The organism is Streptomyces sp. KL2 (genome assembly GCF_046529545.1).
Taxonomy (GTDB): Bacteria; Actinomycetota; Actinomycetes; order Streptomycetales; family Streptomycetaceae; genus Streptomyces; species Streptomyces radiopugnans.
The window spans coordinates 4590826-4614860 of record NZ_CP127170.1; the positions used below are offsets into that span (position 1 = coordinate 4590826).

Consider the following 24035-nt stretch of genomic DNA (forward strand, 5'->3'; position numbering starts at 1 on the left):
CGTGGCGTCAGAGGCCGAGCTTCGCCTCGCGTACGCGCGCCACGGACTTCTCGTCGCCCTCCAGCTCCACCCGCGCCGCGTCCTGCCGGCCGGAGACGAAGAGCAGCAGCTCACCGGGCTCGCCCGTGACGGTGACCACCGGGGTGCCCTTGCGGGCCACCGCCACCTGGCCGTTGGGACGGCGCAGCACCAGGCCGACCGGGCACCGGCGGCCGTAGGCGCGGGCGGTGGTCTCCAGCCGCCGCCACAGGGCGTCGGCGAGGACCGGGTCGATCTCGCGCGGCGTCCAGTCCGGCCGGGCCCGCCGGACGTCCTCACCGTGGACGAAGAACTCCACGGTGTTGGCCGCCTCGTCGACCTGCTTGAGGGAGAAGGGCGACATCCGCGGCGGCCCGGTGCGGATGAGCTGGATCAGTTCCTCGTACGGCTTGGCCGCGAACTCCTGCTGCACACGTTCCAGCCGTGGCTGCAGCGCCTTGACGAGTATCCCGCCGGCGGCGTCCGCGCGGCGCTCGCGCACCACGACATGGGCCGCCAGCTCCCTGGTCCGCCACCCCTCGCACAGGGTGGGCGCCTCGGGTCCGTAGGTTTCCAACAGATCGGCCAGCAGAAGGCGTTCGCGCCGGGCGTGGGTCGACATACGGCCACCCTACGACCGTGTGCCGACCCATGCCACGCACCGCGCCCGGTCAGCCCGGCAACGGCGCGTCCAGCTCCGGTCCGTCCACCTCGTTGCTGAGCGTCAGGGAGCAGGTGACCTGGTCCTCACCGCGGTTGTACGTCAGGAGCGTCGGATAGATGGCGTAGTAGTAGTAGGTCCTGTCCTGCGGCATCCGGGCCAGCCGCTTCTCCACGTCCGCCTTGCACAGCGACATGACCTCCTTCTGCAGCTCCGCCTGGGTGTCGAAGTCGCCGGTGATCGTCTGGTTGGCTATCACCTCGCCGTCGTGGGGGCCGTCGCAGGGCCGCTCCTCGACCTCGGTGACGTCGCTGCTCAGCGACGGGTGGTCGAAGCAGGTGCCCGGGTCGAGCACCACGTACAGCACGAGGTCACTGGGCATCGCCGTCACGTCGGGCGTGGGGACGGCCGTGGCCGGCGGGTCCGCCGGCTCGTCGCTCGGCTCGGGGGAGGCGGTGGAGGGATCGGCGGAGGCCGGGGTGCTGGGGGCGGCGGTCGGCTCCGCCCGGTCCTCACCGCCCCCGCCGTCGGCCGCCAGCAGCACGCCTCCGAGGATCAGCCCGGCGACGAGCACCGCGGCGACGATGATCGCGGCGACCTTCCCGCCGTTGCCCCCGCCCCCGCCCGGCGGGGGCGGGTAGGGCCCGGGTGTGCCGGGGCCCCCGGGCGGGCCGGGGTAGCCGTACCCGGTGGGCCCCCCCGGGGCTCCGGGCTGCCCGGGAGGGCCCACCGGGGCCGGGTAGCCGTAGCCGCCCGCGGGCGGACCGGGCTGCCCGGGCGGACCGAAGCCCTGCGGCGGACCGAAACCGCCGCCTGGGCCGGGGTTGTGTGCGCCGTTGGGCGGCGGTGGATAGCTCATGCCGGAAGGATGCCGTACCGCACGGACATGCCAAATCCCGGGTGCGTCACAGCATTGCCACAGCAGGGCGGCGCGCCCGGCGGACCGCGGCCGTCCCGGCCCCCGGGCGGGGTTCGCGGTGCGCGCCGCGGCGGCGGCACAATGACCCCATGCCCCGATCCCCACTCGACCCCGCCGTCGCCGCCCGTCTCAAGCGCAACGCCGACGGCCTGGTGCCCGCCGTCGCCCAGCAGTACGACACCGGTGAGGTGCTGATGCTCGGCTGGATGGACGACGAGGCCCTGCACCGCACCCTCACCACCGGCCGCTGCACCTACTGGAGCCGCAGCCGCGGCGAGTACTGGACCAAGGGCGACACCTCCGGGCACGTCCAGCACGTGAAGTCCGTGGCCCTGGACTGCGACGGCGACACCGTGCTGGTGAAGGTCGACCAGGTGGGCGCCGCCTGCCACACCGGGGACCGCACCTGCTTCGACGCCTGCGAGCTGCCCCTGGACGGCCCCGCGGCCGGCGGAGAGGGGGAGCGGGCATGACCGCCCCCGGCCCCGCGGGCCCCGCCGGCGCCGTCCCGGCCGCCAGCCCCGACCCGGAGACCTTCCGTACGCTCGCCAAGGACCGCCGCGTCATCCCGGTCACCCGGCGCCTGCTCGCCGACGGCGACACCCCCATCGCGCTGTACCGCAAACTCGCCGCCGAACGCCCCGGGACCTTCCTGCTGGAGTCCGCCGAGAACGGCCGCACCTGGTCGCGCTACTCCTTCGTCGGCGTGCGCACCTCCGCCACACTCACCGTCCGCGACGGCAGGGCCCACTGGCTGGGCGCTCCGCCGGTCGGCGTCCCCGCCGGCGGGGATCCGCTGGACGTCCTGCGCGCCACCGTCGAGGCCCTGCACACCCCGCGCGACCTGCACCGCGACGCGGACCTGCCGCCCTTCACCGGCGGCATGGTCGGCTACCTCGGCTACGACGTCGTGCGGCGCCTGGAGCGCATCGGCGACAGCACCCGCGACGATCTGGGGCTGCCCGAGCTGACCATGATGCTCACCTCCGACCTCGCGGTCCTCGACCACCGCGACGGCACGGTGCTGCTGATCGCCAACGCCATCAACCACAACGACCTCGACACCGGGGTGGACGAGGCCTACGCCGACGCCGTGCGCCGCCTGGACGCCATGGCCGCCGACCTGGCCCGGCCCGCGCCCGCCCGGGCCGCCCCGCTGCCGGCGCCCGAGCTGCCCGAGTACACGGCCCTGTGGGGCGGGGCGGCCTACCGGGAGGCCGTGGAGGCGGTCAAGGAGCGCATCCGTGCGGGCGAGGCGTTCCAGGTGGTGCCCTCGCAGCGCTTCCAGGCGCCCTGCCCGGCGAGCGCGCTGGACGTCTACCGCGTGCTGCGCGCCACCAACCCCAGCCCGTACATGTACCTGCTGCGCCTGGACGGTTTCGACGTCGTCGGCTCCAGCCCCGAGGCCCTGGTGAAGGTCGAGGACGGGCACGCGATGATGCACCCCATCGCCGGGACCCGCCCGCGCGGCGCGACCCCGCAGGAGGACGCGGCCCTGGCCGAGGAACTGCTGGCCGACCCCAAGGAGCGCGCCGAGCACCTGATGCTCGTCGACCTGGGCCGCAACGACCTGGGCCGGGTCTGCGAGCCCGGCAGCGTCGAGGTCGTGGACTTCATGTCCATCGAGCGCTACAGCCATGTGATGCACATCGTCTCCACGGTCACCGGGCGGCTGGCGAAGGGCCGCACCGCCTTCGACGCGCTCACCGCCTGCTTCCCGGCCGGCACGCTCTCCGGCGCGCCCAAGCCGCGCGCGATGCAGATCATCGAGGAACTGGAGCCGACCCGGCGCGGTCTGTACGGCGGCTGCGTGGGCTATCTGGACTTCGCGGGCGACGCCGACACCGCCATCGCCATCCGCACCGCGCTGCTGCGCGACGGGACGGCGTACGTCCAGGCGGGCGCCGGGGTGGTGGCCGACTCCGACCCGGCGGCGGAGGACGCCGAGTGCCGCAACAAGGCCGCGGCGGTGCTCAGGGCGGTGCACACCGCCGGGCGGCTCGGCGGTAGCGTGGTGGAGTGATTTCCCCGCACACGCCCCCTTCATCCCCCGAGCCCGCCCCCCGCTCCGCGGGGTCCTGGGAGGCCGGCGCCTCCCGGGAGTCCGAGGCCCCCGAGACGCCCGCCGCCGCGGGGGCGCGGCGCGCGCTGGGCGCCGCGCTGACCGCCGGCGCGCTGGGCGCCGCCGCGGTGCTCGTGGCCGCCGGGCAGGTCTGGGGCGAGGGCACCGCGGTCCTGGCCCGGGGCGAGGTGCCGGTCCGGGTCGAGGGCGGCGAGGTGACCGGGCTGCCCAGCGCCCTGGCGCTGGTCGGCCTGGCCGCGCTGGTCGCCGTCTTCGCCGTACGCCGCACCGGCCGCACGCTGGTCGCCGCGCTGCTGGCCCTGTGCGGCGCGGGCACCGTCGCCGCCGCCCTCGGGGGAGCGGGCGACCGGAGCGCGCTGGAGGCGAAGGCGGCCGAGGCCAGCGGACTGACCCGGGGCGCGGTCGAGGCCGTCTCCTTCGGCCCGTGGCCCTATGTCGCGGCCCTGGGCGGCGCCGCGCTGCTGGCCGCCGGGCTGCTGGCGCTGCGCCACGGGAGCCACTGGCCCGCGATGTCGGGCCGCCACGAGCGCGCGGACGGCGCCGCAGCGGCCCGGGGCCGTCGCGCGGCCCCCGACCCGGACCGCCCCGAGGAGCTGTGGAAGGCCCTGGACCGCGGAGAGGACCCCACCACCGGGAGCGGCGGAAACCGGTCCTGACACAATGGCTGGTGAGCGAGCCCAGATCGGACCTACGAGGAGCACTCAATGGCGGGCAACAACCACGGACACACCCCTGCCGCCTGGACCGGCGTCACCATCGCGTTCATCGGCTTCTGCGTGGCCTCGGCCTTCACCGTGATGGCCGAACCGGTGGGGTTCTGGATCGGTGTGGCCATCACCCTCCTCGGCGGCGTCGTCGGCCTGGTCATGCGCTCGATGGGCATGGGCCAGCCCGAGGAGTCGCAGGGCCGCCGTCTGGACCAGTCCAAGGAGCGGGTGGGGGCCTGACGGGCCGCCCCGGGCGGCTCACCCCGGCGCGGTGCCGGTGAGGCGGCACCGCGCTCTTCCGTGCCGGGCCCTCCGGAGCACGGCACGGCGATACCGCCCGGTATATGGGACCGGGCCGCCCGGATGCGGGTTCCGCATCCCGGGCCGGATACCATCGCAGTGCGCGACCGCGTGTCCGGACAAGCCCCGCGCCCGCCGCAGGGGCCCGAGCCAGCCAGGAAGGGGGCCGCTCGCGTGAGTGTGCTCGACGAGATCATCGACGGGGTCCGCGCCGACCTCGCCGAGCGGCAGGCGCGTGTGGGCCTCGACGAGCTCAAGGAGCGCGCGGCCCGCGCGCCGCGCCCGCGCGACGGCGTGGCGGCCCTCAAGGGCGAGGGCGTCAAGGTCATCTGCGAGGTCAAGCGGTCCAGCCCCTCCAAGGGGGCGCTGGCGGCCATCGCCGACCCGGCCGGCCTCGCCGCCGACTACGAGGCCGGCGGCGCCGCGGTCATCTCGGTGCTGACCGAGCAGCGGCGCTTCGGAGGCTCACTGGCCGATCTGGAGGCGGTACGCGAGCGGGTGGACATCCCCGTACTGCGCAAGGACTTCATCGTCACCTCCTACCAGCTGTGGGAGGCCCGGGCCCACGGCGCCGACCTCGCCCTGCTGATCGTCGCCGCGCTCGACCAGGACGCGCTGGTGTCCCTGGTGGAGCGGGCCGAGTCCATCGGGCTGACCCCGCTGGTCGAGGTGCACGACGAGGAGGAGGTCGAGCGCGCGGTGGACGCCGGGGCCAAGGTCATCGGCGTGAACGCGCGCAACCTCAAGACCCTGGAGGTCGACCGCGGCACCTTCGCCCGGGTCGCCCCCGAGATCCCCGAGGGCGTGGTGAGGATCGCCGAGTCGGGCGTGCGCGGCCCGCACGACCTGATCGCCTACGCCAACGAGGGCGCCGACGCGGTGCTGGTGGGCGAGTCCCTGGTCACGGGCAAGGACCCGAGGACGGCCGTCGCCGATCTGGTCGCCGCCGGCGCCCACCCCGCCCTGCGGCACGGGAACTGAGACGGGAACGACCGCGATGGCCCTGTCCGCCCGCCTCGCCCCCGGCTGCCGCCCCCGCGGCTGCCGCGCGCCCGCGCGCCGGGTGCTGGGGCGGCGGGTGCGCTACCACATCGGTTGCGAGCCCGGTCAGATCAACGGCAGGCGATGGCCTGACCGGGCCGGGAGCTGAACGGGCGCAGCCCGCCCCGGCCGCACCCCGCCCCGGCCGAGCCCCGCCGGGCCGCCGACGGCCGCAGGCCGCGCGCCCGCCCCGGCCGCCCGCCGCACCCGCCCTCCGGGCCGGTGCGGCCCGCCGTTCCCTCTGACCACCCTTCCTGGGGCATGCGCCCCGACAAGGAGCACGTCGGATGTCTACCGACTTCTTCGTTCCCGACCCCGAGGGCCGGGTGCCGACCGCCGAGGGCTACTTCGGCGCCTTCGGCGGCAAGTTCATCCCGGAGGCACTCGTCGCCGCCGTGGACGAGGTGGCCGCCGAGTACGAGAAGGCCAAGGCCGATCCCGCCTTCGCCGCCGAGCTCGAGGACCTGCTCGTCAACTACACCGGCCGGCCCAGCGCGCTGACGGAGGTGCGGCGTTTCGCCGAGCACGCCGGCGGGGCCCGGATCTTCCTCAAGCGCGAGGACCTCAACCACACCGGCTCACACAAGATCAACAACGTGCTGGGGCAGGCGCTGCTGACCCGGCGCATGGGCAAGACCCGCGTCATCGCCGAGACCGGCGCGGGCCAGCACGGCGTCGCCACCGCGACCGCCTGCGCCCTGTTCGGCCTGGAGTGCACCATCTACATGGGGGAGATCGACACCCAGCGCCAGGCGCTCAACGTCGCCCGGATGCGGATGCTGGGCGCCGAGGTCGTCCCCGTCACCTCCGGCAGCCGCACCCTGAAGGACGCCATCAACGAGGCGTTCCGCGACTGGGTCGCCAACGTCGACCGCACCCACTACCTCTTCGGCACCGTCGCCGGCCCCCACCCCTTCCCGGCGCTGGTGCGCGACTTCCACCGCGTCATCGGAGTCGAGGCCAGGCGGCAGATCCTGGAGCGCACCGGGCGGCTGCCGGACGCGGCGCTGGCCTGCGTCGGCGGCGGCTCCAACGCCATCGGCCTGTTCCACGCCTTCATCCCCGACACCTCCGTGCGCCTGATCGGCCTGGAGGCCGCCGGGCACGGCGTGGCCTCCGGCGAGCACGCGGCCACCCTGACGGCAGGCGAGCCGGGCATCCTGCACGGTTCGCGCTCCTACGTCCTGCAGGACGACGAGGGCCAGATCACCGAGCCGTACTCCATCTCCGCCGGGCTGGACTACCCCGGCATCGGCCCCGAGCACTCCTACCTCAAGGACATCGGGCGCGGCGAGTACCGCCCGGTCACCGACGACGAGGCGATGCGGGCGCTGCGCCTGCTGTCGGAGACCGAGGGCATCATCCCGGCCATCGAGAGCGCGCACGCGCTGGCCGGCGCGCTGGAGGTCGGCCGCGAGCTGGGCCCGGAGGCGCTGCTGCTGGTGAACCTCTCCGGCCGCGGCGACAAGGACATGGACACCGCCGCCCGCTACTTCGGGCTGTACGACGGTGCGGACACCGCGAGGGGGACCGAGTGATGGCGGGCCGTGCGGAACTGCTGGGACGCGTCCTGGCACAGGCCAAGGACGAGGGACGGGCCGCGCTGGTGGGCTACCTGCCCGCGGGCTTCCCCACCGTGGACGGCGGCATCGCCGCCTGCACCGCCCTGCTGGAGGGCGGCTGCGACATCGTCGAGGTCGGGCTGCCGCACAGCGACCCGGTGCTGGACGGGCCGGTCATCCAGACCGCCGACGACATCGCCCTGCGCGGCGGGGTGCGCATCGCCGACGTGCTGCGCACCGTGCGCGAGACGCACACCGCCACCGGTGCGCCGGTGCTGTGCATGACGTACTGGAACCCCGTCGACCGCTACGGCGCCGAGCGCTTCGCCGCCGAGCTGGCCGAGGCGGGCGGCGCCGGCTGCATCCTGCCCGACCTGCCGGTCGAGGAGTCCGGGGCATGGCGCAAGGCCGCCGAGCAGCACGGCCTGGCGACCGTCTTCGTGGTGGCCCCCAGCAGCCGCGACGAACGGCTGGCCAGGATCACCGAGGCCGGCAGCGGCTTCGTCTACGCGGCCTCCCTGATGGGCGTCACCGGCACCCGCGAGTCCGTGGGGCGGGAGGCGGAGGAGCTGGTGCGCCGCACCCGCGCCACCACCGACCTGCCGGTCTGCGTCGGGCTGGGCGTCTCGAACGCGCGGCAGGCCGCGGAGGTGGCCGCCTTCGCGGACGGCGTCATCGTCGGCTCGGCCTTCGTCAAGCGGCTGCTGGACCACGAGGACGACCCGGAGGCCGGTCTGGCCGCGGTCCGCGAACTCGCGGGTGAACTGGCCGAGGGCGTACGGCACCGCGGCTGAGCGGGGCCGGAGGCGAAGGGCACGGACACGGGCCCGGGGGCGTACGGTGAACGGCCGCGCGCTCCCGGGCCCGCGGCGTACGGGACACCGGCGCTCCCGCGCCCGCGGTGCCCGCGTCCCCGTCCGCCGGGTCCGTCAGGGAGCGTGCAGCCGCAGCACGGCACGCTCGGACCAGTCGGCCGGGACGCCGCGCAGCGAGACCGCGATCATCGTGAGGAACGCCAGCGGAACGGTCCAGGCGGCGGGCTGGGCCAGCAGTACGGTCAGCCAGGCCGACGACGGCTGCGTGACGGCGGACAGCACCGCGGCCCCCGTCGCCGTGACCACCCCGGTGGCCAGCCCGGCCGCCGCGCCCGCGACCGTCAGCCTCGTCCACCAGATGCCCAGCACCAGCAGCGGGCAGAACGTGGACGCCGCCACCGCGAACGCCCAGCCGACCACCACGTTGATGTCCAGGTGCGCGGCCGGCAGCGACAGCAGCACCGCCACGAGCGCCCCCGCCGCCACCGCCAGCCGCAGCCTGGTCACCCCGCCGCCGAACAGGTCGTGGGAGAGCCCGCCGGCCAGGGCCAGCAGCAGCCCGGAGGAGGTGGACAGGAACGCGGCGAACGCGCCGGTGGCCACCAGCGCCGTCAGCACGCTCCCCAGCGTCCCCGGCACGGCCGCCCCCGGCAGGACGACGGATACGGTGTCGGTGGCGTTGCTGTGGACCAGGTGCGGGGTCAGCACCCGCCCCAGCAGCCCGTAGACCGCCGGGAACAGGTAGAACAGGCCCAGCAGGCCGATCACCAGCACGGCCACCCGCCGGGCGGCCCGGGCGGTGGGGCTGGTGTGGAAGCGCATGATCACGTGGGGCAGCCCGATGGCGCCCAGCGTGGTGGCCAGCAGCACCGACCAGGTGGACAGCAGCGGCAGCCCGGCCCCCTGGATGTCGATCAGCGGGCGGGTCCACTCCTCGGCGGCCGGTCCCGTCTCCCGGACCGGGCGCAGCGCGTCGGCCCGCGTCTCCGCGCCGACGTGCACGATCAGGTAGATCGCCGGCACGGCGATGAAGGCCAGCTTGACCAGGTAGTGGAACGCCTGGACGTAGGTGGCCGACCGCATGCCGCCCACCGCGATCGACGCGCTCACCACCAGCCCGGCCAGCACCACGCCCACCCAGTACGGAGTGCCGCTGACCAGGCTCAGGACCACCCCGGCGCCCTTGAACTGCGGCACCAGATAGAGCCACATGATCACCAGCACGATCACCCCGCACAGCTTGCGGATCGCGGGCGAGCCCAGCCGGTACTCGGCGAAGTCGGGCACGGTGAACGCCCCCGAGCGCCGCATCGGCCCGGCCACCAGCGCCACCACCGCGACGTACCCGGCGGTGAAGCCGACGGCGTACCACATCGCCCCGATGCCGTGCTTGAGCATCAGCCCGGCCAGACCGAGCACCGAGGCGGCCGACACGTACTCCCCGGCGATCGCCATGGCGTTCCAGCCGGGGGCGACACGGCGGGAGGCGACGAGGAAGTCCGGGCTGGTGCGGGCCGCGTGGACGCCGTACAGGCCGATGACCAGGCTGGCGGTCAGCACCAGGCCGATCGCGGTCACGGCGGTCACGGGCCGCCCCCGGCGCCCGCACCCGCACCGGCCTCCGCGTCCGTACCCGCGCCCGCGGAGCTCTCCACCCGCTCGGCGCGGCGCACATGGCGCAGGGCGAGCAGCAGCAGCACCGGATAGGTGGCCACCACCAGCACCAGCCACGACACCGGCACGCCCGCCACGGCGAGCCGGTCCAGCACCGGCAGCGCCGCGATCGTCCCGCTGGAACCGAACAGCACCGCCCCCAGCAGGGCCACGGTCCGCAGCGCGGTGCGGCGCTGCGCGGTGAACACGGCACGGGCGGCCTCGGCATCGGCCGGCGCGGGCAGCGGCAGCAGCTGCGGATGGCGGCGGTGCCCGCGCGCCAGGGCGATACGGGTCTGCGGGCTGGTGACCTTCACCCGGCGCGGACCGCCGAGCTGGTTCCCCTTGACCGGGCCCTTCACCGGGCCGCCCTGCCCAGCCGGCCGCTGCGCGCCGCCTCCAGCAGCTGCTCCTTCAGGCTCCGGGCATGGCGGCGGCTGACCGGCACGTCACCGGCCGGAGTGCACGCCACCAGCCCCGACGAACTGGTGACCCGCAGGTCGTGGACCCAGCCGACGGCCACCAGATAGCCGCGGTGCACCCGCACGAAGCCCGCCGGAGCCCATATCTCCTCCAGATACGACAGCGACAGCCGGATCAGGTGCGTGCCCTGCTCGGTGTGCAGCCGTATGTAGTCGCCGTGGGCCTCCACGAACTGGACGTCGTCGCGCCGCACGAACACCGTCCGGCGGCCGTGGTCGATCTGGACGACCGCCAGCTCGTCGCGCGGCTCCCGGGTGTCCGTGCCACCGGACGAAGCGGCCCGCCGCGTGGTGCCGATCCGGGCCACCGACTCGGCCAGCCGCTCGGGCCGGACGGGCTTGAGCAGGTAGTCCACGGCTCCGATGCCGAACGCCTCGATGGCGTGGGACTCCGAGGCGGTGACGAAGACGATGGAGGGCGGCGCCGAGAGCCGGCTGATGACCCGGGCCACGTCCATGCCGTCCAGACCCGGCATGGAGATGTCCAGGAAGACGGCGTCGAAGGCGGCCGCCCCCATGAGCTGCACCGCCCGGGCGCCGCTCTCGGCGGCGTACACCTCGCCTACCTCGGGGATGTCCGAGAGGAGGTCGGCGAGCTCCTCGCGGGTGGAGGCCTCGTCCTCGACGACGAGGACCTGAAGGGCCCGCGGCGCGCTGCTCATTCCGTAACCACTCCTCGCATGAATCGCGGCACCCTGATCGTCACCTTGGTGCCGTTGCCGGGCGCGGTCTCGATGACGAGGCCGTACTCCGGGCCGTACACGGTGCGCAGCCGCCGGTCCACGTTGGCCAGACCGACGTTCTTCGCGGGAGGGCCGACTCCGGCGAGGATCGCCCGTGCGAGTTCCGGCTCCATGCCCACGCCGTCGTCCTCGATCTCGATGACGCACAGCGGGCCCTCGCCGAACCCCGAGACGCCGATGTGTCCGGGTCCGGCCTTCTTCTCCAGACCGTGGCGCACGGCATTTTCCACTATGGGCTGGACGACGAGGAAGGGGATGGCGACGGGAAGGATCTCCGGCGCCATCCGGACGGTGATCTCCATCCGGTCGTCGAACCGGGCGCGCTGCAGCTCCAGGTAGGTCTGGGTGGCCTGGAGCTCGTCGGCGACCGTCACGTAGTCGCCAGCCGTGGAGAAGCTGTAGCGCAGGTAGTCGGCGAAGTCGGTGAGCAGGCGGCGGGCGCGGCCGGGATCGGTGCGGATGTGCGCGGCGATGACGGCCAGGGAGTTGTGGACGAAGTGCGGGGATATCTGGGCCCGCAGGGTGCGCAGGTCCGCCGCCGCGATCCGGGCGCGGGCGCTGCGCAGCTCGGTGTGGTCCAGCGCCTGCGACACCAGCTCGGCCACCTCGGCGGTCTCCGCCTCGTCCAGCGCACGCCCGTCCGCGGAACCGCTGACCACCAGGCAGCCCGTCAGCTCGTCCGCCACCAGCAGCGGGGCCGCGCACAGCGGGGGCTTGCGGAAGACGGTGCCGTGCTCGTACACCTGGGCGAGCACCGCGTCCAGGTCGGTGCCCTCCGGCAGCGCGCCGTGCCGGGCGACGGGCCCGTCGAGATCGGCGAGCACCACGGCGTCGGCGCCCACCAGCCGCCGGATGCGGCGGGTCGCGGCCAGGGCCCGGCTGCCGTGCAGACCGTCCTGGAGGTCCGAGCCGATCAGCCGTACCTCCCGCAGGACGCCCATGGTCTCGGGCAGGCCGGATCCGGCCGGGCCTCCCCGGCCCGCCCGCCCGCGGCGGGCGCCGATCCACGATCTCCTGGCCACGGTGCGACCGTATAACGCGACAAATGGCGATGGGGAGTCCTTCGAACGTGCTTCGAAGGACTCCCCGTGGGGCCCGGTGGCGGGACCGGCGCCATACGTGGGGGGTCACGCCGGAGAGAAGCACCCGCCACCGGGGGCCCGGGGGCCCGCCCGGAGGGTCGGCGGGCCCGGTCCGGGGCGCGGTCAGTGCCTGGCCGCGCCCTCGGCGCCGGCTCCGGTCAGGGCCCGCACCTGGAGCTGGGCGAAGCGCCGCGGGTTGCTCTCGCCCGAGGACAGCGTGCCGACGATCGCGCACAGCAGGCCGAGCGGGATGGAGACCAGGCCCGGGTTGGTCAGCGGGAACCAGGCGATGTCGATGCCCGGGATCAGCGCCTTCTCGGTGCCGGAGAACACCGGCGAGAAGATCACCAGGCCGACCGCGCTGATCAGACCGCCGTAGATGCCCGCGACCGCGCCCCGGGTGTTGAACCGCTTCCAGAACAGGCTCAGCAGCAGGGTCGGCAGGTTGGCCGAGGCGGCGATGGCGAAGGCCAGACCGACCAGGAAGGCCACGTTGAGGCTCTGGGCGAAGATCGCCAGGACGATCGACGCGGCGCCGATGCCGAAGGCCGACAGACGGGCGACCTTGATCTCCTCGTGCTCGGAGGCCCGGCCCCTGCGCACCACGCTGTTGTAGAAGTCGTGCGCCAGGGACGAGGAGGAGGCGATGACCAGGCCGGCCACCGTGGACAGGATCGCCGCGAAGGCGACGGCCGCGATGACCGCCAGCATCACCGAGCCGAAGAACTCGCCGCCGAAGTGCTCCCCGACCTGCCGGGCGAGCTGTGGCGCGGCGGTGTTGCCCGCGGCGTCCTGGGCGGTGATGGCCTCCTTGCCCACCAGGGCCGCGGCGCCGAAGCCCAGGATCAGGGTCATCAGGTAGAACGAGCCGATCAGGCCGATGCCCCAGTTGACGGACTTGCGGGCGGCCTTGGAGTCCGGAACGGTGTAGAAGCGGATCAGGATGTGCGGCAGGCCCGCGGTGCCCAGCACCAGAGCCATGCCCAGGCTGATCAGGTCCAGCTTGTTCCACATCGTCTGCAGGGCGTCACCGGGCACCTCGACGCCGAACCGCAGCCCCGGCTCCAGGAAGGACTGCCCGGCGCCGCTGGCGCCTGCGGCGTCGCTCATCAGCTCGCCGAAGTCGAAGCCGTAGACGGCCATCACCAGGAAGGCCAGGATGATGGTGCCGCCCATCAGCATGCCGGCCTTGATGATCTGCACCCAGGTGGTGCCCTTCATGCCGCCGAAGGTCACGTACAGGGTCATCAGGATGCCGACGACGACGATGCCCACGATCTTGGCGGTGTCGGCGTCCATGCCCAGGTACGTCTCGCCCGGCTGGATGCCCAGCAGGAGGGCGACGACCGCGCCGGCGCCGACCATCTGGGCCAGCAGGTAGAAGATCGACACGGTGATGGTGGACACGGCCGCGGCGGTGCGCACCGGGCGCTGCTGCATCCGGTACGACAGCACGTCGGCCATGGTGAAGCGGCCGGAGTTCCTCAGCAGCTCGGCGACCAGCAGCAGGGCCACCAGCCAGGCGACGAGGAAGCCGATGGAGTAGAGGAAGCCGTCGTAGCCGAACAGCGCGATCATGCCCGCGATGCCCAGGAAGGACGCGGCGGACATGTAGTCGCTGCCGATGGCGAAGCCGTTCTGCATACCGGTGAACTCGCGTCCGCCGGAGTGGAAGTCGGTCGCCGACTTCGTCTGGCGGCCCGCCCACACCGTGACGCCGAGCGTCACGGCGATCATGATGACGAACACCAGGATGGTGAGGGTACGGCTGCTGGAGCTGACCTCTTCGGCCGCCAGGAGCACGCCGGAAGCGGTGTTCGTCATGCCCGTCCTCCCGTCCGGCCGGCGGAGGAGCCCGCGGGCGCACCGGCCAGTTCGGCCCTCAGGTCGTCCGCGAGCGGGTCGACCTTCCGGTCGGCGTAGCGCGCGTACATGATCGCGATGCCGAAGGTGCTGACGAACTGGAGGATCCCGAACACCAGGGCCACGTTGACATCGCCGAAGAGGACCGTGGACATCACGTCACGGGCGTAGGCGGACATCAGCACGTACAGCAGGTACCAGGCGAGGAAGCCGACGCTCACCGGGAGCACGAACCTCATCAGGCTCCGCCTGAGCTGGTCGAAACGCGGATCGCTGTGCATGGCCACCATGCGGTCCTCCGCGTCCCCGGCGGGGTCCAGGGTTTGTTGTAGACGGTCTGCGGACACTGCCGCCTCCTTCATCGACACGACGCGACACGACACGACGTACGGGAGCGGAAAAGGAATGCGGGGAACGTAAGGTGCGTCACACCCGGGGTGAAGAAGCTGATCGCGGCGTGCGGCGAACGCCGGATGCGTGCGCCGAACGGTAGACCGTCGTGCGCCGAACGGTCGCTCTTCCGCGCCGAGCGGTCACCCTCGCGGGGGAAACGGCGACGGAGCGCGCACCGGGGCGCGCACCGGGGCGCGGCGACGGCCCGTCGGGCCCCTCCCGGGCCGCGGGTCGCATACGCGTCGCGCGGGCCTCACCCCGTCCCCACGCGCGTTACGCACCCGTTGCCGGGGTGAAGCGGCGCCTTCGGGGCCCGGCACGGTAGCGTTCGTGGGGTCATGGAAACCCTTGCCTTCATCCCCAGCCCGTCGTCGGGCGAGATCGTCATCGGACCGGTCCCGCTGCGGGGTTACGCGTTCTGCATCATCGTCGGCGTCTTCATCGCGGTCTGGCTCGGCGGGAAGCGCTGGGTCGCCCGTGGCGGACAGCCCGGCACGGTCGCCGACATCGCCGTGTGGGCGGTCCCGTTCGGCCTGGTCGGCGGCCGCCTCTACCACGTCGTCACCGACTACCAGCTCTACTTCGGCGAGGGCCGCGACTGGGTCGACGCCTTCAAGATCTGGGAGGGCGGACTCGGCATCTGGGGAGCGATCGCCCTCGGCGCGGTGGGCGCCTGGATCGGCTGCCGCAGGCGGGGCATCCCGCTGCCGGCCTACGCGGACGCCATCGCCCCCGGCATCGCGCTCGCCCAGGCCGTCGGCCGCTGGGGCAACTGGTTCAACCAGGAGCTGTACGGGCGCCCCACGGACCTGCCGTGGGCGGTGAGGATCGACAACGGCGTCGACACGGGCACCTTCCACCCCACCTTCCTGTACGAGTCGCTGTGGTGCGTGGGGGTCGCCCTGCTGGTGATCTGGGCCGACCGCCGCTTCCGCCTCGGCCACGGCCGCGCCTTCGCGCTGTACGTCGCGGCCTACACGGTGGGCCGCTTCTGGATCGAGTACCTGCGCATCGACGAGGCCCACGAGATCTGGGGCCTGCGTCTGAACAACTGGACCTCGATCGTCGTCTTCCTGGCGGCGGTGGCCTACATCGTGCTCTCGGCCAGGCTCCGCCCGGGGCGCGAGGACGTGGTGGAGCCGGCGGCGGATAAGGCCGACGCCGACACCGATGACGCCGCCGACGCCGACGGCACCGGTACCGGCGGCGGCGCGGCGGCGAAGGGCTCCACCGAGGGCGAGGGGAAGGCCGCGCAGGACCGGGCCGACGGACCGGAGCGCGCCGAGCCCGCCGGCGGGGCGTCCGCCTCCACCGCGGGCTGACCCGGCGGCGAGAACCGCCCCGGCCCCGGCCGCGCCTCTCCGGCACGGCCGGGGCCTTCTCCATGCCGCGGCGAAACCCCAGGCCAGCGAGGTAAGTTCGGCCTGCCTTGCTGGAATCGCACCCGGGGGCGGACGTACGGTCGAGGCGTCGGGCACCGTACGGGGGAATTTCAGGAGGCGCAGGCGGATGTCGTCCATGGCCGGAGACGGAAGCGAGATCACCCTGCGGCCCGGAGCCCCGAACTCCGCGCACCGTGACAACCACACCCACCGCGATGTGACCGGCGGCTGGCTGCGCCCGGCCGTCTTCGGGGCCATGGACGGGCTGGTTTCCAACCTCGCCCTGATGACGGGTGTCGCGGGCGGCAACGTGGACCGCACCGTGATCATCATCAGCGGTCTCGCGGGACTGGCGGCCGGAGCCTTCTCCATGGCGGCCGGCGAGTACACCTCGGTGGCCTCCCAGCGCGAGCTGGTCCTGGCCGAGCTGGACGTGGAGCGGCGCGAACTGCGCCGCAGCCCCGAGGACGAGCAGCGGGAGCTGGCCGAGCTGTACGTGGGCCGGGGCGTGGAACCCGAGCTGGCCCTGAAGGTCGCCGCGCAGCTGTCCAGGGACCCCGACCAGGCGCTGGAGATCCACGCGCGCGAGGAGCTGGGCGTGGACCCGGGCGATCTGCCCTCGCCCGTGGTCGCCGCCGTCTCCTCCTTCGGCGCCTTCGCGGTGGGCGCGCTGATACCCGTGCTGCCCTACCTGCTGGGAGCGGTCGCGCTGTGGCCCGCCGTGCTGGTGGCGCTGCTGGGCCTGTTCCTGTGCGGCGTGCTGGTCTCCAAGATCACCGTACGCCCGTGGTGGTACAGCGGGCTGCGGCAGCTCACCCTGGGCGGCGCGGCGGCCGCGGTCACCTACGGGCTCGGTACCCTGTTCGGAGTAGCCGTGGGCTGAGCGGGGCCGCGAGGGCGCGGTCCCGGCCCGGTGTGAGCTGTTCAACTCCTGGAACCCCCGCTCGTCTGTTACCCGCCGGTTTCAGCCGTGTCACCGTCGGGAATGAACAACGAGCGCTTCTGGCAGTGTCGCCGACGCAGTCCGGATCCACGCAGCGGCTGTGTACCGTATGCCCGATTCGACCCCCACCGCAGGTCCGCATGGTGGACCGAGGTGTCCGCTCCTCGGAAGAAACCTCATCATGTAACCTGCACGAAAATTTGTTCCGCAGAGGGCCAACGTCGTCCCTCGGTGCCTTCCGGGCCGGCTCCGCAAGGCGCCACCAAGCCCCACCATGACGACGGGAGAGCCGATGCGTGCTGCGCCCCTGACGGCCTACCCTGCCAAGCAGGGAATGTACGACCCGCGCGACGAGCACGACGCCTGCGGCGTCGGCTTCGTGGCCACCCTCACCGGTGAGGCGAGCCACACGCTGGTCGACCAGGCGCTGACCGTCCTGCGGAATCTGGAGCACCGCGGCGCCACCGGCGCCGAGGCCGACTCCGGCGACGGTGCGGGCATCCTGGTCCAGGTCCCCGACGCCTTCCTGCGCGAGACCGCCGGCTTCGACCTGCCCGAGGCGGGCTCGTACGCCGTGGGCACCGCCTTCCTCCCCACCGGCGAGGCCGACAGCGCCGAGGCCGTCACGCGCATCGAGACGATCGCCGCCGAGGAGGGCCTGAACGTCCTGGGCTGGCGCGATGTCCCCGTCGCCCCGCAACTGCTGGGCAGCGGCGCCCGCGCCACCATGCCCGCCTTCCGACAGCTCTTCGTCGCCGACGGCGTGAACACCGGCCTGGCCCTGGACCGCAAGGCCTTCGTGCTGCGCAAGCGCGCCGAACGAGAGGCCGGCACCTACTTCCCGTCGCTGTCCGCGCGGACGATCGTCTACAAGGGCATGCTGACCACCGGGCAGCTCGAACCCTTCTTCCCCGACCTGTCCGACCGCCGCTTCGCCAGCGCCATCGCGCTGGTCCACTCGCGGTTCTCCACCAACACCTTCCCCAGCTGGCCGCTGGCCCACCCCTACCGCTTCGTCGCCCACAACGGCGAGATCAACACCGTCCGCGGCAACCGCAACTGGATGCGCGCCCGCGAGTCCCAGCTGGTCTCCGACCTCTTCGGCGGCAAGGACGCCAGGGGCATCGAGCGGATCTTCCCCGTCTGCACCCCGGACGCCTCCGACTCCGCATCCTTCGACGAGGTCCTGGAACTGCTCCACCTCGGCGGCCGCTCCCTGCCCCACGCAGTGCTGATGATGGTCCCCGAGGCGTGGGAGAACCACCCCTCCATGGACCCCGCCCGGCGCGCCTTCTACCAGTACCACTCCACGATGATGGAGCCCTGGGACGGGCCGGCCTGCGTCACCTTCACCGACGGCACCCAGGTCGGCGCCGTCCTGGACCGCAACGGACTGCGCCCGGGACGCTACTGGGTCACCGACGACGGCCTGGTCGTCCTCTCCTCCGAGGTCGGCGTCCTGGACATCGACCAGGACAAGGTCGTCCGCAAGGGCCGCCTCCAGCCCGGCCGCATGTTCCTGGTGGACACCGCCGAGCACCGCATCATCGAGGACGACGAGATCAAGGCCGCCCTCGCCGCCGAGCACCCCTACCAGGAGTGGCTCGAGGCCGGGATCATCGAACTGGAGGACCTGCCCGAGCGCGAGCACATCGTCCACACCCACGCCTCGGTCACCCGCCGCCAGCAGACCTTCGGCTACACCGAGGAGGAACTGCGCGTCCTGCTCGCCCCGATGGCCCGCACCGGCGCCGAGCCGATCGGCTCGATGGGCACCGACTCGCCCATCGCCGCGCTCTCGACGCGCCCGAGGCTGATCTTCGACTACTTCACCCAGCTGTTCGCCCAGGTCACCAACCCGCCGCTGGACGCCATCCGCGAGGAACTCGTCACCTCGCTGATCTCCTCCCTCGGCCCCCAGGGCAACCTGCTGGAACCCACCGCGGCCTCCTGCCGCAGCGTCACCCTGCCCTTCCCGGTCATCGACAACGACGAGCTCGCCAAGCTCGTCCACATCAACGCCGACGGCGACATGCCGGGGATGAAGGCCGTCACCCTCTCCGGTCTCTACCGCGTCGGCGGCGGGGGAGCGGCCCTGGCCGAGCGGATCGAGGAGATCTGCGCCGAGGCCGAGGCCGCCATCACCGACGGCGCCCGCCTGATCGTCCTGTCCGACCGCCACTCCGACGCCGAGCACGCGCCGATCCCGTCCCTGCTGCTGACCTCCGCCGTCCACCACCACCTCATCCGCACCAAGCAGCGCACCCAGGTGGGCCTGCTGGTCGAGGCCGGAGACGTCCGCGAGGTCCACCACGTCGCCCTGCTCATCGGCTACGGCGCCGCCGCGGTCAACCCCTACCTGGCCATGGAGACCGTCGAGGACCTCGTCCGCGCCGGCACCTTCCTGCCCGCCGACACCGACCCCGAGACCGCCATCCGCAACCTGATCAAGGCGCTCGGCAAGGGCGTGCTGAAGGTCATGTCCAAGATGGGCATCTCCACCGTCGCCTCCTACCGCGGCGCCCAGGTCTTCGAGGCCGTCGGCCTGGAGCAGGACTTCGTCGACACCTACTTCCACGGCACCGCCACCAAGATCGGCGGCGCGGGCCTGGACGTCATCGCCAAGGAGGTCGCCGCCCGCCACGCCAAGGCCTACCCGGCCTCCGGCATCGCACCGGCCCACCGCAACCTGGAGATCGGCGGCGAGTACCAGTGGCGCCGCGAGGGCGAGCCGCACCTGTTCGACCCGGAGACGGTCTTCCGCCTCCAGCACGCCACCCGCACCCGCCGCTACGACATCTTCAAGCAGTACACCCGGCGCGTGGACGAGCAGTCCGAACGCCTGATGACGCTGCGCGGCCTGTTCGGCCTGAAGTCCGAGCGGCCCTCGATCCCCCTCGACGAGGTCGAGCCCGTCTCCGAGATCGTCAAGCGGTTCTCCACCGGCGCCATGTCCTACGGCTCCATCTCCCAGGAGGCCCACGAGACCCTCGCCATCGCCATGAACCGGCTGGGCGCCAAGTCCAACACCGGCGAGGGCGGCGAGGACCCCGAGCGGCTGTACGACCCGGCCCGCCGCTCGGCCATCAAGCAGGTCGCCTCCGGCCGCTTCGGCGTCACGTCCGAGTACCTGGTCAACTCCGACGACATCCAGATCAAGATGGCCCAGGGCGCCAAGCCCGGCGAGGGCGGCCAGCTGCCCGGCCACAAGGTCTACCCGTGGGTGGCCAGGACCCGGCACTCCACGCCGGGCGTGGGGCTCATCTCCCCGCCGCCGCACCACGACATCTACTCCATCGAGGACCTCGCCCAGCTCATCCACGACCTGAAGAACGCCAACCCCGCCGCCCGCATCCACGTGAAGCTGGTCTCCGAGGTCGGCGTCGGCACGGTCGCGGCGGGCGTCTCCAAGGCCCACGCCGACGTCGTGCTGATCTCCGGCCACGACGGCGGCACCGGCGCCTCCCCCCTCACCTCCCTCAAGCACGCGGGCGGCCCCTGGGAGCTGGGCCTGGCCGAGACCCAGCAGACCCTGCTGCTCAACGGCCTGCGCGACCGCATCGTCGTCCAGACCGACGGCCAGCTCAAGACCGGCCGCGACGTGGTCATCGCCGCCCTCCTGGGCGCCGAGGAGTACGGCTTCGCCACCGCCCCGCTGGTCGTCTCCGGCTGCGTGATGATGCGCGTGTGCCACCTGGACACCTGCCCCGTCGGCATCGCCACCCAGAACCCGGTGCTGCGCGGCCGCTACAGCGGCAAGGCCGACCACGTGGTGAACTTCTTCGAGTTCATCGCCGAGGAGGTCCGCGAACTCCTGGCCGAACTGGGCTTCCGCAGCCTGGACGAGGCCATCGGCCACGCCGAGGTCCTCGACGTCAGCCGCGCGGTCGACCACTGGAAGGCCCAGGGACTGGACCTGGCCCCGCTGCTGCACGTCCCCGAACTGCCCGAGGGCGCCGCCCGCCACCAGGTAGTCCCCCAGGACCACGGCCTGGCCAAGGCCCTGGACAACCAGCTCATCAAGCTCGCCGCCGACGCCCTGTCGGCCGACACCGCCGAGGACGCCCGGCCTGTGCGCGCCCAGGTGCCCATCCGCAACATCAACCGGACGGTCGGCACCATGCTCGGCCACGAGGTGACCAAGAAGTTCGGCGGCGCCGGCCTGCCCGACGACACCATCGACATCACCTTCACCGGCTCCGCCGGCCAGTCCTTCGGCGCCTTCCTGCCGCGCGGCATCACCCTCCGCCTGGAGGGCGACGCCAACGACTACGTCGGCAAGGGCCTGTCGGGCGGACGCGTCGTCGTCCGCCCCGACCGGGGCGCCTCCCACCTGGCCGAGTACTCCACCATCGCCGGCAACACCCTCGCCTACGGCGCCACCGGCGGCGAGATGTTCCTGCGCGGCAGCGTCGGCGAGCGATTCTGCGTCCGCAACTCCGGCGCGCTGGTGGTCTCCGAGGGCGTGGGCGACCACGGCTGCGAGTACATGACCGGCGGCACGGCCGTCGTCCTGGGCCGCACCGGCCGCAACTTCGGCGCCGGCATGTCCGGCGGCACCGCGTACGTCATCGACCTCGACGCCGACGACGTCAACCCCGACATCGCCGGAGCCGTCGAACCCCTCGGCGACACCGACCGGCAGTGGCTGCACGACGTGGTGCGCCGCCACCACGAGGAGACCGGCTCCACCGTCGCGGAGAAGCTGCTCGCCGACTGGGAGAGGGCCGCAGGCCGCTTCAGCAAGATCATGCCCCGTACCTACAAGGCAGTGCTCGCCGCCAAGGACGCCGCCGAGCGAGCCGGACTGTCCCAGGACCAGATCCACGAGAAGATGATGGAGGCGGCGACCAATGGCTGATCCCAAGGGCTTCCTGAACACCGACCGCGAGGTCGCCCGGACCCGCCCCGTGCCCGAGCGCGTCAAGGACTGGAACGAGGTCTACGTCCCCGGCTCCCTGCTGCCGATCATCGGCAAGCAGGCCGGCCGGTGCATGGACTGCGGCATCCCGTTCTGCCACAACGGCTGCCCCCTGGGCAACCTCATCCCCGAGTGGAACGACTACGCCTGGCGCGGGGACTGGCAGGCCGCCGGAGAGCGGCTGCACGCGACCAACAACTTCCCGGAGTTCACCGGGCGGCTGTGCCCGGCCCCCTGCGAGTCCGCCTGCGTACTGGGCATCAACCAGCCCCCGGTGACCATCAAGAACGTCGAGGTCACCATCATCGACAAGGCCTGGGAGGCCGGCGGCGTCACCCCGCAGCCGCCCGAGCGCCTGTCGGGCAAGACCGTCGCCGTCATCGGCTCCGGCCCCGCGGGCCTGGCCGCCGCCCAGCAGCTCACCCGCGCCGGCCACACGGTCGCCGTCTACGAGCGCGCCGACCGCATCGGCGGACTGCTGCGCTACGGCATCCCCGAGTTCAAGATGGAGAAGCGCCACATCAACCGCCGCATCGAGCAGATGCGCGCGGAGGGCACCAAGTTCCGCACCGGAGTGGAGGTCGGCCGCGACATCGACGCCGCCGACCTGCGCAAGCGCTACGACGCCGTCGTCATCGCCGCCGGCTCCACCACCGCCCGCGACCTGCCCGTGCCCGGCCGCGAACTGCGCGGCATCCACCAGGCGATGGAGTACCTGCCCCTGGCCAACAAGGTCCAGGAAGGCGACTACGTCGCCCCGCCGATCACCGCGGAGGGCAAGCACGTCGTCGTCATCGGCGGCGGCGACACCGGCGCCGACTGCGTCGGCACCGCCCACCGCCAGGGCGCGGCCTCCGTCACCCAGCTGGAGATCATGCCCCGGCCCAACGACGAGCGGGACCCGGTGAGCCAGCCCTGGCCCACCTTCCCCATGCTCTACAAGGTCACCTCCGCCCACGAGGAGGGCGGCGAGAGGGTCTACTCCGTCTCCACCACCCACTTCGGGGGCGACGAGGACGGCAACGTTCAGGCCCTGCACCTGGTCGAGGTCGAGTTCAAGCAGGGCAGGCTCGAGCCCAAGCCGGGCACCGAGAGGCGCATCCCGGCCCAGCTCGTCACCCTGGCCATGGGCTTCACCGGCATCGACAGGACCAACGGCCTGGTCGAGCAGTTCGGCCTGGAACTGGACGAGCGCGGCAACGTCGCCCGCGACGCCGACTACGCCACCAACGTCGACGGCGTCTACGTCGCCGGCGACGCCGGCCGCGGCCAGTCCCTGATCGTGTGGGCCATCGCCGAAGGCCGCTCGGCGGCCAGGGCCGTGGACCGCTACCTGACCGGCACCAGCTCCCTGCCGGCACCGATCAGGCCGACCGACCGCGCACTGACCGTCTGACGCACCCCGGCCGTCCGCGCGGCGCGGGCGGCAGGCCGCCTCGGACGGCCGCCCGCACCGGCACGGACACACAGACCGCGGCGCCGACCCCCTCCCCGACCGGGGGCCGGCGCCGCGCCGCGTCCGCGGACGGGTCAGGACCCCCGGGCCAGCCGGGCCGGGAAACCGCCCGTGGCCACCGGACCCCAGCGCACCGGCGTGATCCGCAGCAGCGACTTGCCCTGCCGCACCATCGCCTCGCGGTACTCGTCCCAGTCCGGATGCTCGCCCGCGATCGCCCGGTAGTACTCCACCAGCGGCTCCACAGCCTCGGGCACGTCCAGCACCTCGGCGGTGCCGTCCACCTGCACCCACGGACCGTCGAAGTCCTCCGACAGCACGATCACGCTCACGGCCGGATCACGGCGGGCGTTGCGCGCCTTGGCGCGTTCGGGATACGTCGAGACCACGATCCGCCCCGCGCCGTCCACCCCGCACGACACCGGCGACCCCTGCGGGGAGCCGTCGGCACGGCGGGTGAGCAGCACCGCCCGGTGGCGGGGGCGCACGAAGTCCAGCAGCTCGTCGGGACCGACACGGGTGTTGGTGGCGATGGAAGGGCTCATGATCCGAGCCTATGCCGCCCCGCCCGGGCGCCGCCCCAGCACGCCGCGGCCCGCCGTCCCGCACGTACTGCGCCCCGAACACCGTCCCGCCGGACCTGGAGCGGGAGGGAAGACCCCGAGCGCATAGAGTCGGTGACCATGACGAACAGCGAGATCGACCCGTCGGTGCAGGCAGAACTCGCCCGGCTGCGCGACAGCATCGACAACATCGACGCCGCCGTGGTGCACATGCTCGCCGAGCGCTTCAAGTGCACCCAGCAGGTCGGCCGCCTCAAGGCCGAACACCGGCTGCCCCCCGCCGACCCCGCCCGCGAGGCCCAGCAGATCGCCCGGCTGCGCTCCCTCGCCGAGAGCGCCAAACTCGACCCGGCCTTCGCCGAGAAGCTGCTGAACTTCATCATCGCCGAGGTCATCCGCCACCACGAGACCATCGCCCGCTCCTGACGAGCCCCGCCGCCCCGGCCGC

General features: G+C 73.1%; 22 protein-coding genes. 13 read left to right on the forward strand and 9 right to left on the reverse strand.

Annotation, left to right across the window (positions count from 1 at the left end; all coding sequences use genetic code 11):
• Positions 1 to 7 precede the first annotated feature (7 nt).
• Entirely contained in the window at positions 8 to 640 is a 633-nt protein-coding gene (locus tag QPK52_RS20635; RefSeq protein ID WP_410538949.1) for a TIGR03085 family metal-binding protein, read from the reverse strand.
• Positions 641 to 689: 49 nt separating this feature from the next.
• Positions 690 to 1538 carry a hypothetical protein gene (locus tag QPK52_RS20640; protein WP_410538950.1) on the reverse strand — a complete coding sequence of 283 codons (849 nt, stop codon included), beginning with the start codon at positions 1536 to 1538 and terminating at the stop codon, positions 690 to 692.
• 149 nt (positions 1539 to 1687) lie between these two features.
• On the opposite strand from QPK52_RS20640, the gene hisI reads away from it, so the two are divergent.
• The 8 genes from hisI to trpA all read left to right on the forward strand — a co-directional run bounded on the left by hisI (position 1688) and on the right by trpA (position 8085).
• Positions 1688 to 2071, forward strand: coding sequence for a phosphoribosyl-AMP cyclohydrolase (hisI, locus tag QPK52_RS20645; RefSeq protein WP_410538951.1), 384 nt, complete (start codon positions 1688 to 1690; stop codon positions 2069 to 2071).
• A complete protein-coding gene (locus tag QPK52_RS20650) occupies positions 2068 to 3621 on the forward strand; it encodes an anthranilate synthase component I (protein WP_410538952.1) in 1554 nt (517 codons plus the stop codon). The genes hisI and QPK52_RS20650 overlap by 4 nt, the downstream gene beginning before the upstream one ends.
• Positions 3622 to 3746: 125 nt before the next feature.
• Positions 3747 to 4337, forward strand: a complete 591-nt coding sequence (locus QPK52_RS20655; RefSeq protein ID WP_410540412.1) for a TIGR02234 family membrane protein — start codon at positions 3747 to 3749, stop codon at positions 4335 to 4337.
• Between the two features lie 48 nt (positions 4338 to 4385).
• Entirely contained in the window at positions 4386 to 4628 is a 243-nt protein-coding gene (locus tag QPK52_RS20660; RefSeq protein WP_093655272.1) for an HGxxPAAW family protein, read from the forward strand.
• 234 nt (positions 4629 to 4862) lie between these two features.
• On the forward strand, positions 4863 to 5669 hold the full coding sequence (gene trpC / locus QPK52_RS20665) for an indole-3-glycerol phosphate synthase TrpC (protein ID WP_410538953.1): 807 nt from the start codon (positions 4863 to 4865) through the stop codon (positions 5667 to 5669).
• 16 nt (positions 5670 to 5685) lie between these two features.
• Positions 5686 to 5838, forward strand: coding sequence for a tryptophan biosynthesis modulator TrpM (gene trpM, locus QPK52_RS20670; protein WP_410538954.1), 153 nt, complete (start codon positions 5686 to 5688; stop codon positions 5836 to 5838).
• 178 nt (positions 5839 to 6016) lie between these two features.
• Positions 6017 to 7267, forward strand: a complete 1251-nt coding sequence (trpB, locus tag QPK52_RS20675) for a tryptophan synthase subunit beta (RefSeq protein ID WP_410538955.1) — start codon at positions 6017 to 6019, stop codon at positions 7265 to 7267.
• Positions 7267 to 8085, forward strand: a complete 819-nt coding sequence (gene trpA, locus QPK52_RS20680; RefSeq protein ID WP_410538956.1) for a tryptophan synthase subunit alpha — start codon at positions 7267 to 7269, stop codon at positions 8083 to 8085. The genes trpB and trpA overlap by 1 nt, the downstream gene beginning before the upstream one ends.
• Positions 8086 to 8220: 135 nt before the next feature.
• On the opposite strand, the gene QPK52_RS20685 is transcribed toward trpA, so the two are convergent.
• The 6 genes from QPK52_RS20685 to QPK52_RS20710 form a co-directional block, all read right to left on the reverse strand.
• Positions 8221 to 9693 carry a cation acetate symporter gene (locus QPK52_RS20685; protein ID WP_410538957.1) on the reverse strand — a complete coding sequence of 491 codons (1473 nt, stop codon included), beginning with the start codon at positions 9691 to 9693 and terminating at the stop codon, positions 8221 to 8223.
• Complete coding sequence (locus QPK52_RS20690; protein ID WP_410538958.1) at positions 9690 to 10121, reverse strand: hypothetical protein; 432 nt, start codon at positions 10119 to 10121, stop codon at positions 9690 to 9692. The genes QPK52_RS20685 and QPK52_RS20690 overlap by 4 nt, the downstream gene beginning before the upstream one ends.
• On the reverse strand, positions 10118 to 10903 hold the full coding sequence (locus QPK52_RS20695; RefSeq protein WP_410538959.1) for a LytR/AlgR family response regulator transcription factor: 786 nt from the start codon (positions 10901 to 10903) through the stop codon (positions 10118 to 10120). Before QPK52_RS20695 ends, QPK52_RS20690 begins: the two co-directional genes overlap by 4 nt.
• Entirely contained in the window at positions 10900 to 12006 is a 1107-nt protein-coding gene (locus QPK52_RS20700) for a sensor histidine kinase (RefSeq protein WP_410538960.1), read from the reverse strand. The genes QPK52_RS20695 and QPK52_RS20700 overlap by 4 nt, the downstream gene beginning before the upstream one ends.
• A 183-nt stretch (positions 12007 to 12189) precedes the next feature.
• Positions 12190 to 13890, reverse strand: coding sequence for a cation acetate symporter (locus QPK52_RS20705; protein WP_410538961.1), 1701 nt, complete (start codon positions 13888 to 13890; stop codon positions 12190 to 12192).
• Positions 13887 to 14276, reverse strand: coding sequence for a DUF485 domain-containing protein (locus QPK52_RS20710; protein WP_410538962.1), 390 nt, complete (start codon positions 14274 to 14276; stop codon positions 13887 to 13889). The genes QPK52_RS20705 and QPK52_RS20710 overlap by 4 nt, the downstream gene beginning before the upstream one ends.
• 384 nt (positions 14277 to 14660) lie before the next feature.
• Between QPK52_RS20710 and lgt the strand changes: the two genes are divergently transcribed.
• From lgt to QPK52_RS20730, 4 genes are all read left to right on the forward strand, one after another.
• Positions 14661 to 15644: a prolipoprotein diacylglyceryl transferase gene (gene lgt, locus QPK52_RS20715; RefSeq protein ID WP_410538963.1), complete on the forward strand. Its 984-nt coding sequence runs from the start codon at positions 14661 to 14663 to the stop codon at positions 15642 to 15644.
• Between the two features lie 196 nt (positions 15645 to 15840).
• Positions 15841 to 16587 carry a VIT1/CCC1 transporter family protein gene (locus QPK52_RS20720; protein WP_410538964.1) on the forward strand — a complete coding sequence of 249 codons (747 nt, stop codon included), beginning with the start codon at positions 15841 to 15843 and terminating at the stop codon, positions 16585 to 16587.
• Positions 16588 to 16939: 352 nt separating this feature from the next.
• Positions 16940 to 21508: a glutamate synthase large subunit gene (gene gltB / locus QPK52_RS20725; protein ID WP_410538965.1), complete on the forward strand. Its 4569-nt coding sequence runs from the start codon at positions 16940 to 16942 to the stop codon at positions 21506 to 21508.
• On the forward strand, positions 21501 to 22964 hold the full coding sequence (locus QPK52_RS20730; RefSeq protein WP_410538966.1) for a glutamate synthase subunit beta: 1464 nt from the start codon (positions 21501 to 21503) through the stop codon (positions 22962 to 22964). Before gltB ends, QPK52_RS20730 begins: the two co-directional genes overlap by 8 nt.
• 134 nt (positions 22965 to 23098) lie before the next feature.
• Here the strand turns inward: QPK52_RS20730 and QPK52_RS20735 are convergent, their stop codons facing one another.
• Complete coding sequence (locus tag QPK52_RS20735) at positions 23099 to 23569, reverse strand: PPOX class F420-dependent oxidoreductase (RefSeq protein ID WP_410538967.1); 471 nt, start codon at positions 23567 to 23569, stop codon at positions 23099 to 23101.
• 138 nt (positions 23570 to 23707) lie between these two features.
• Between QPK52_RS20735 and QPK52_RS20740 the strand changes: the two genes are divergently transcribed.
• Entirely contained in the window at positions 23708 to 24013 is a 306-nt protein-coding gene (locus QPK52_RS20740) for a chorismate mutase (RefSeq protein ID WP_410538968.1), read from the forward strand.
• Positions 24014 to 24035: the final 22 nt, after the last annotated feature.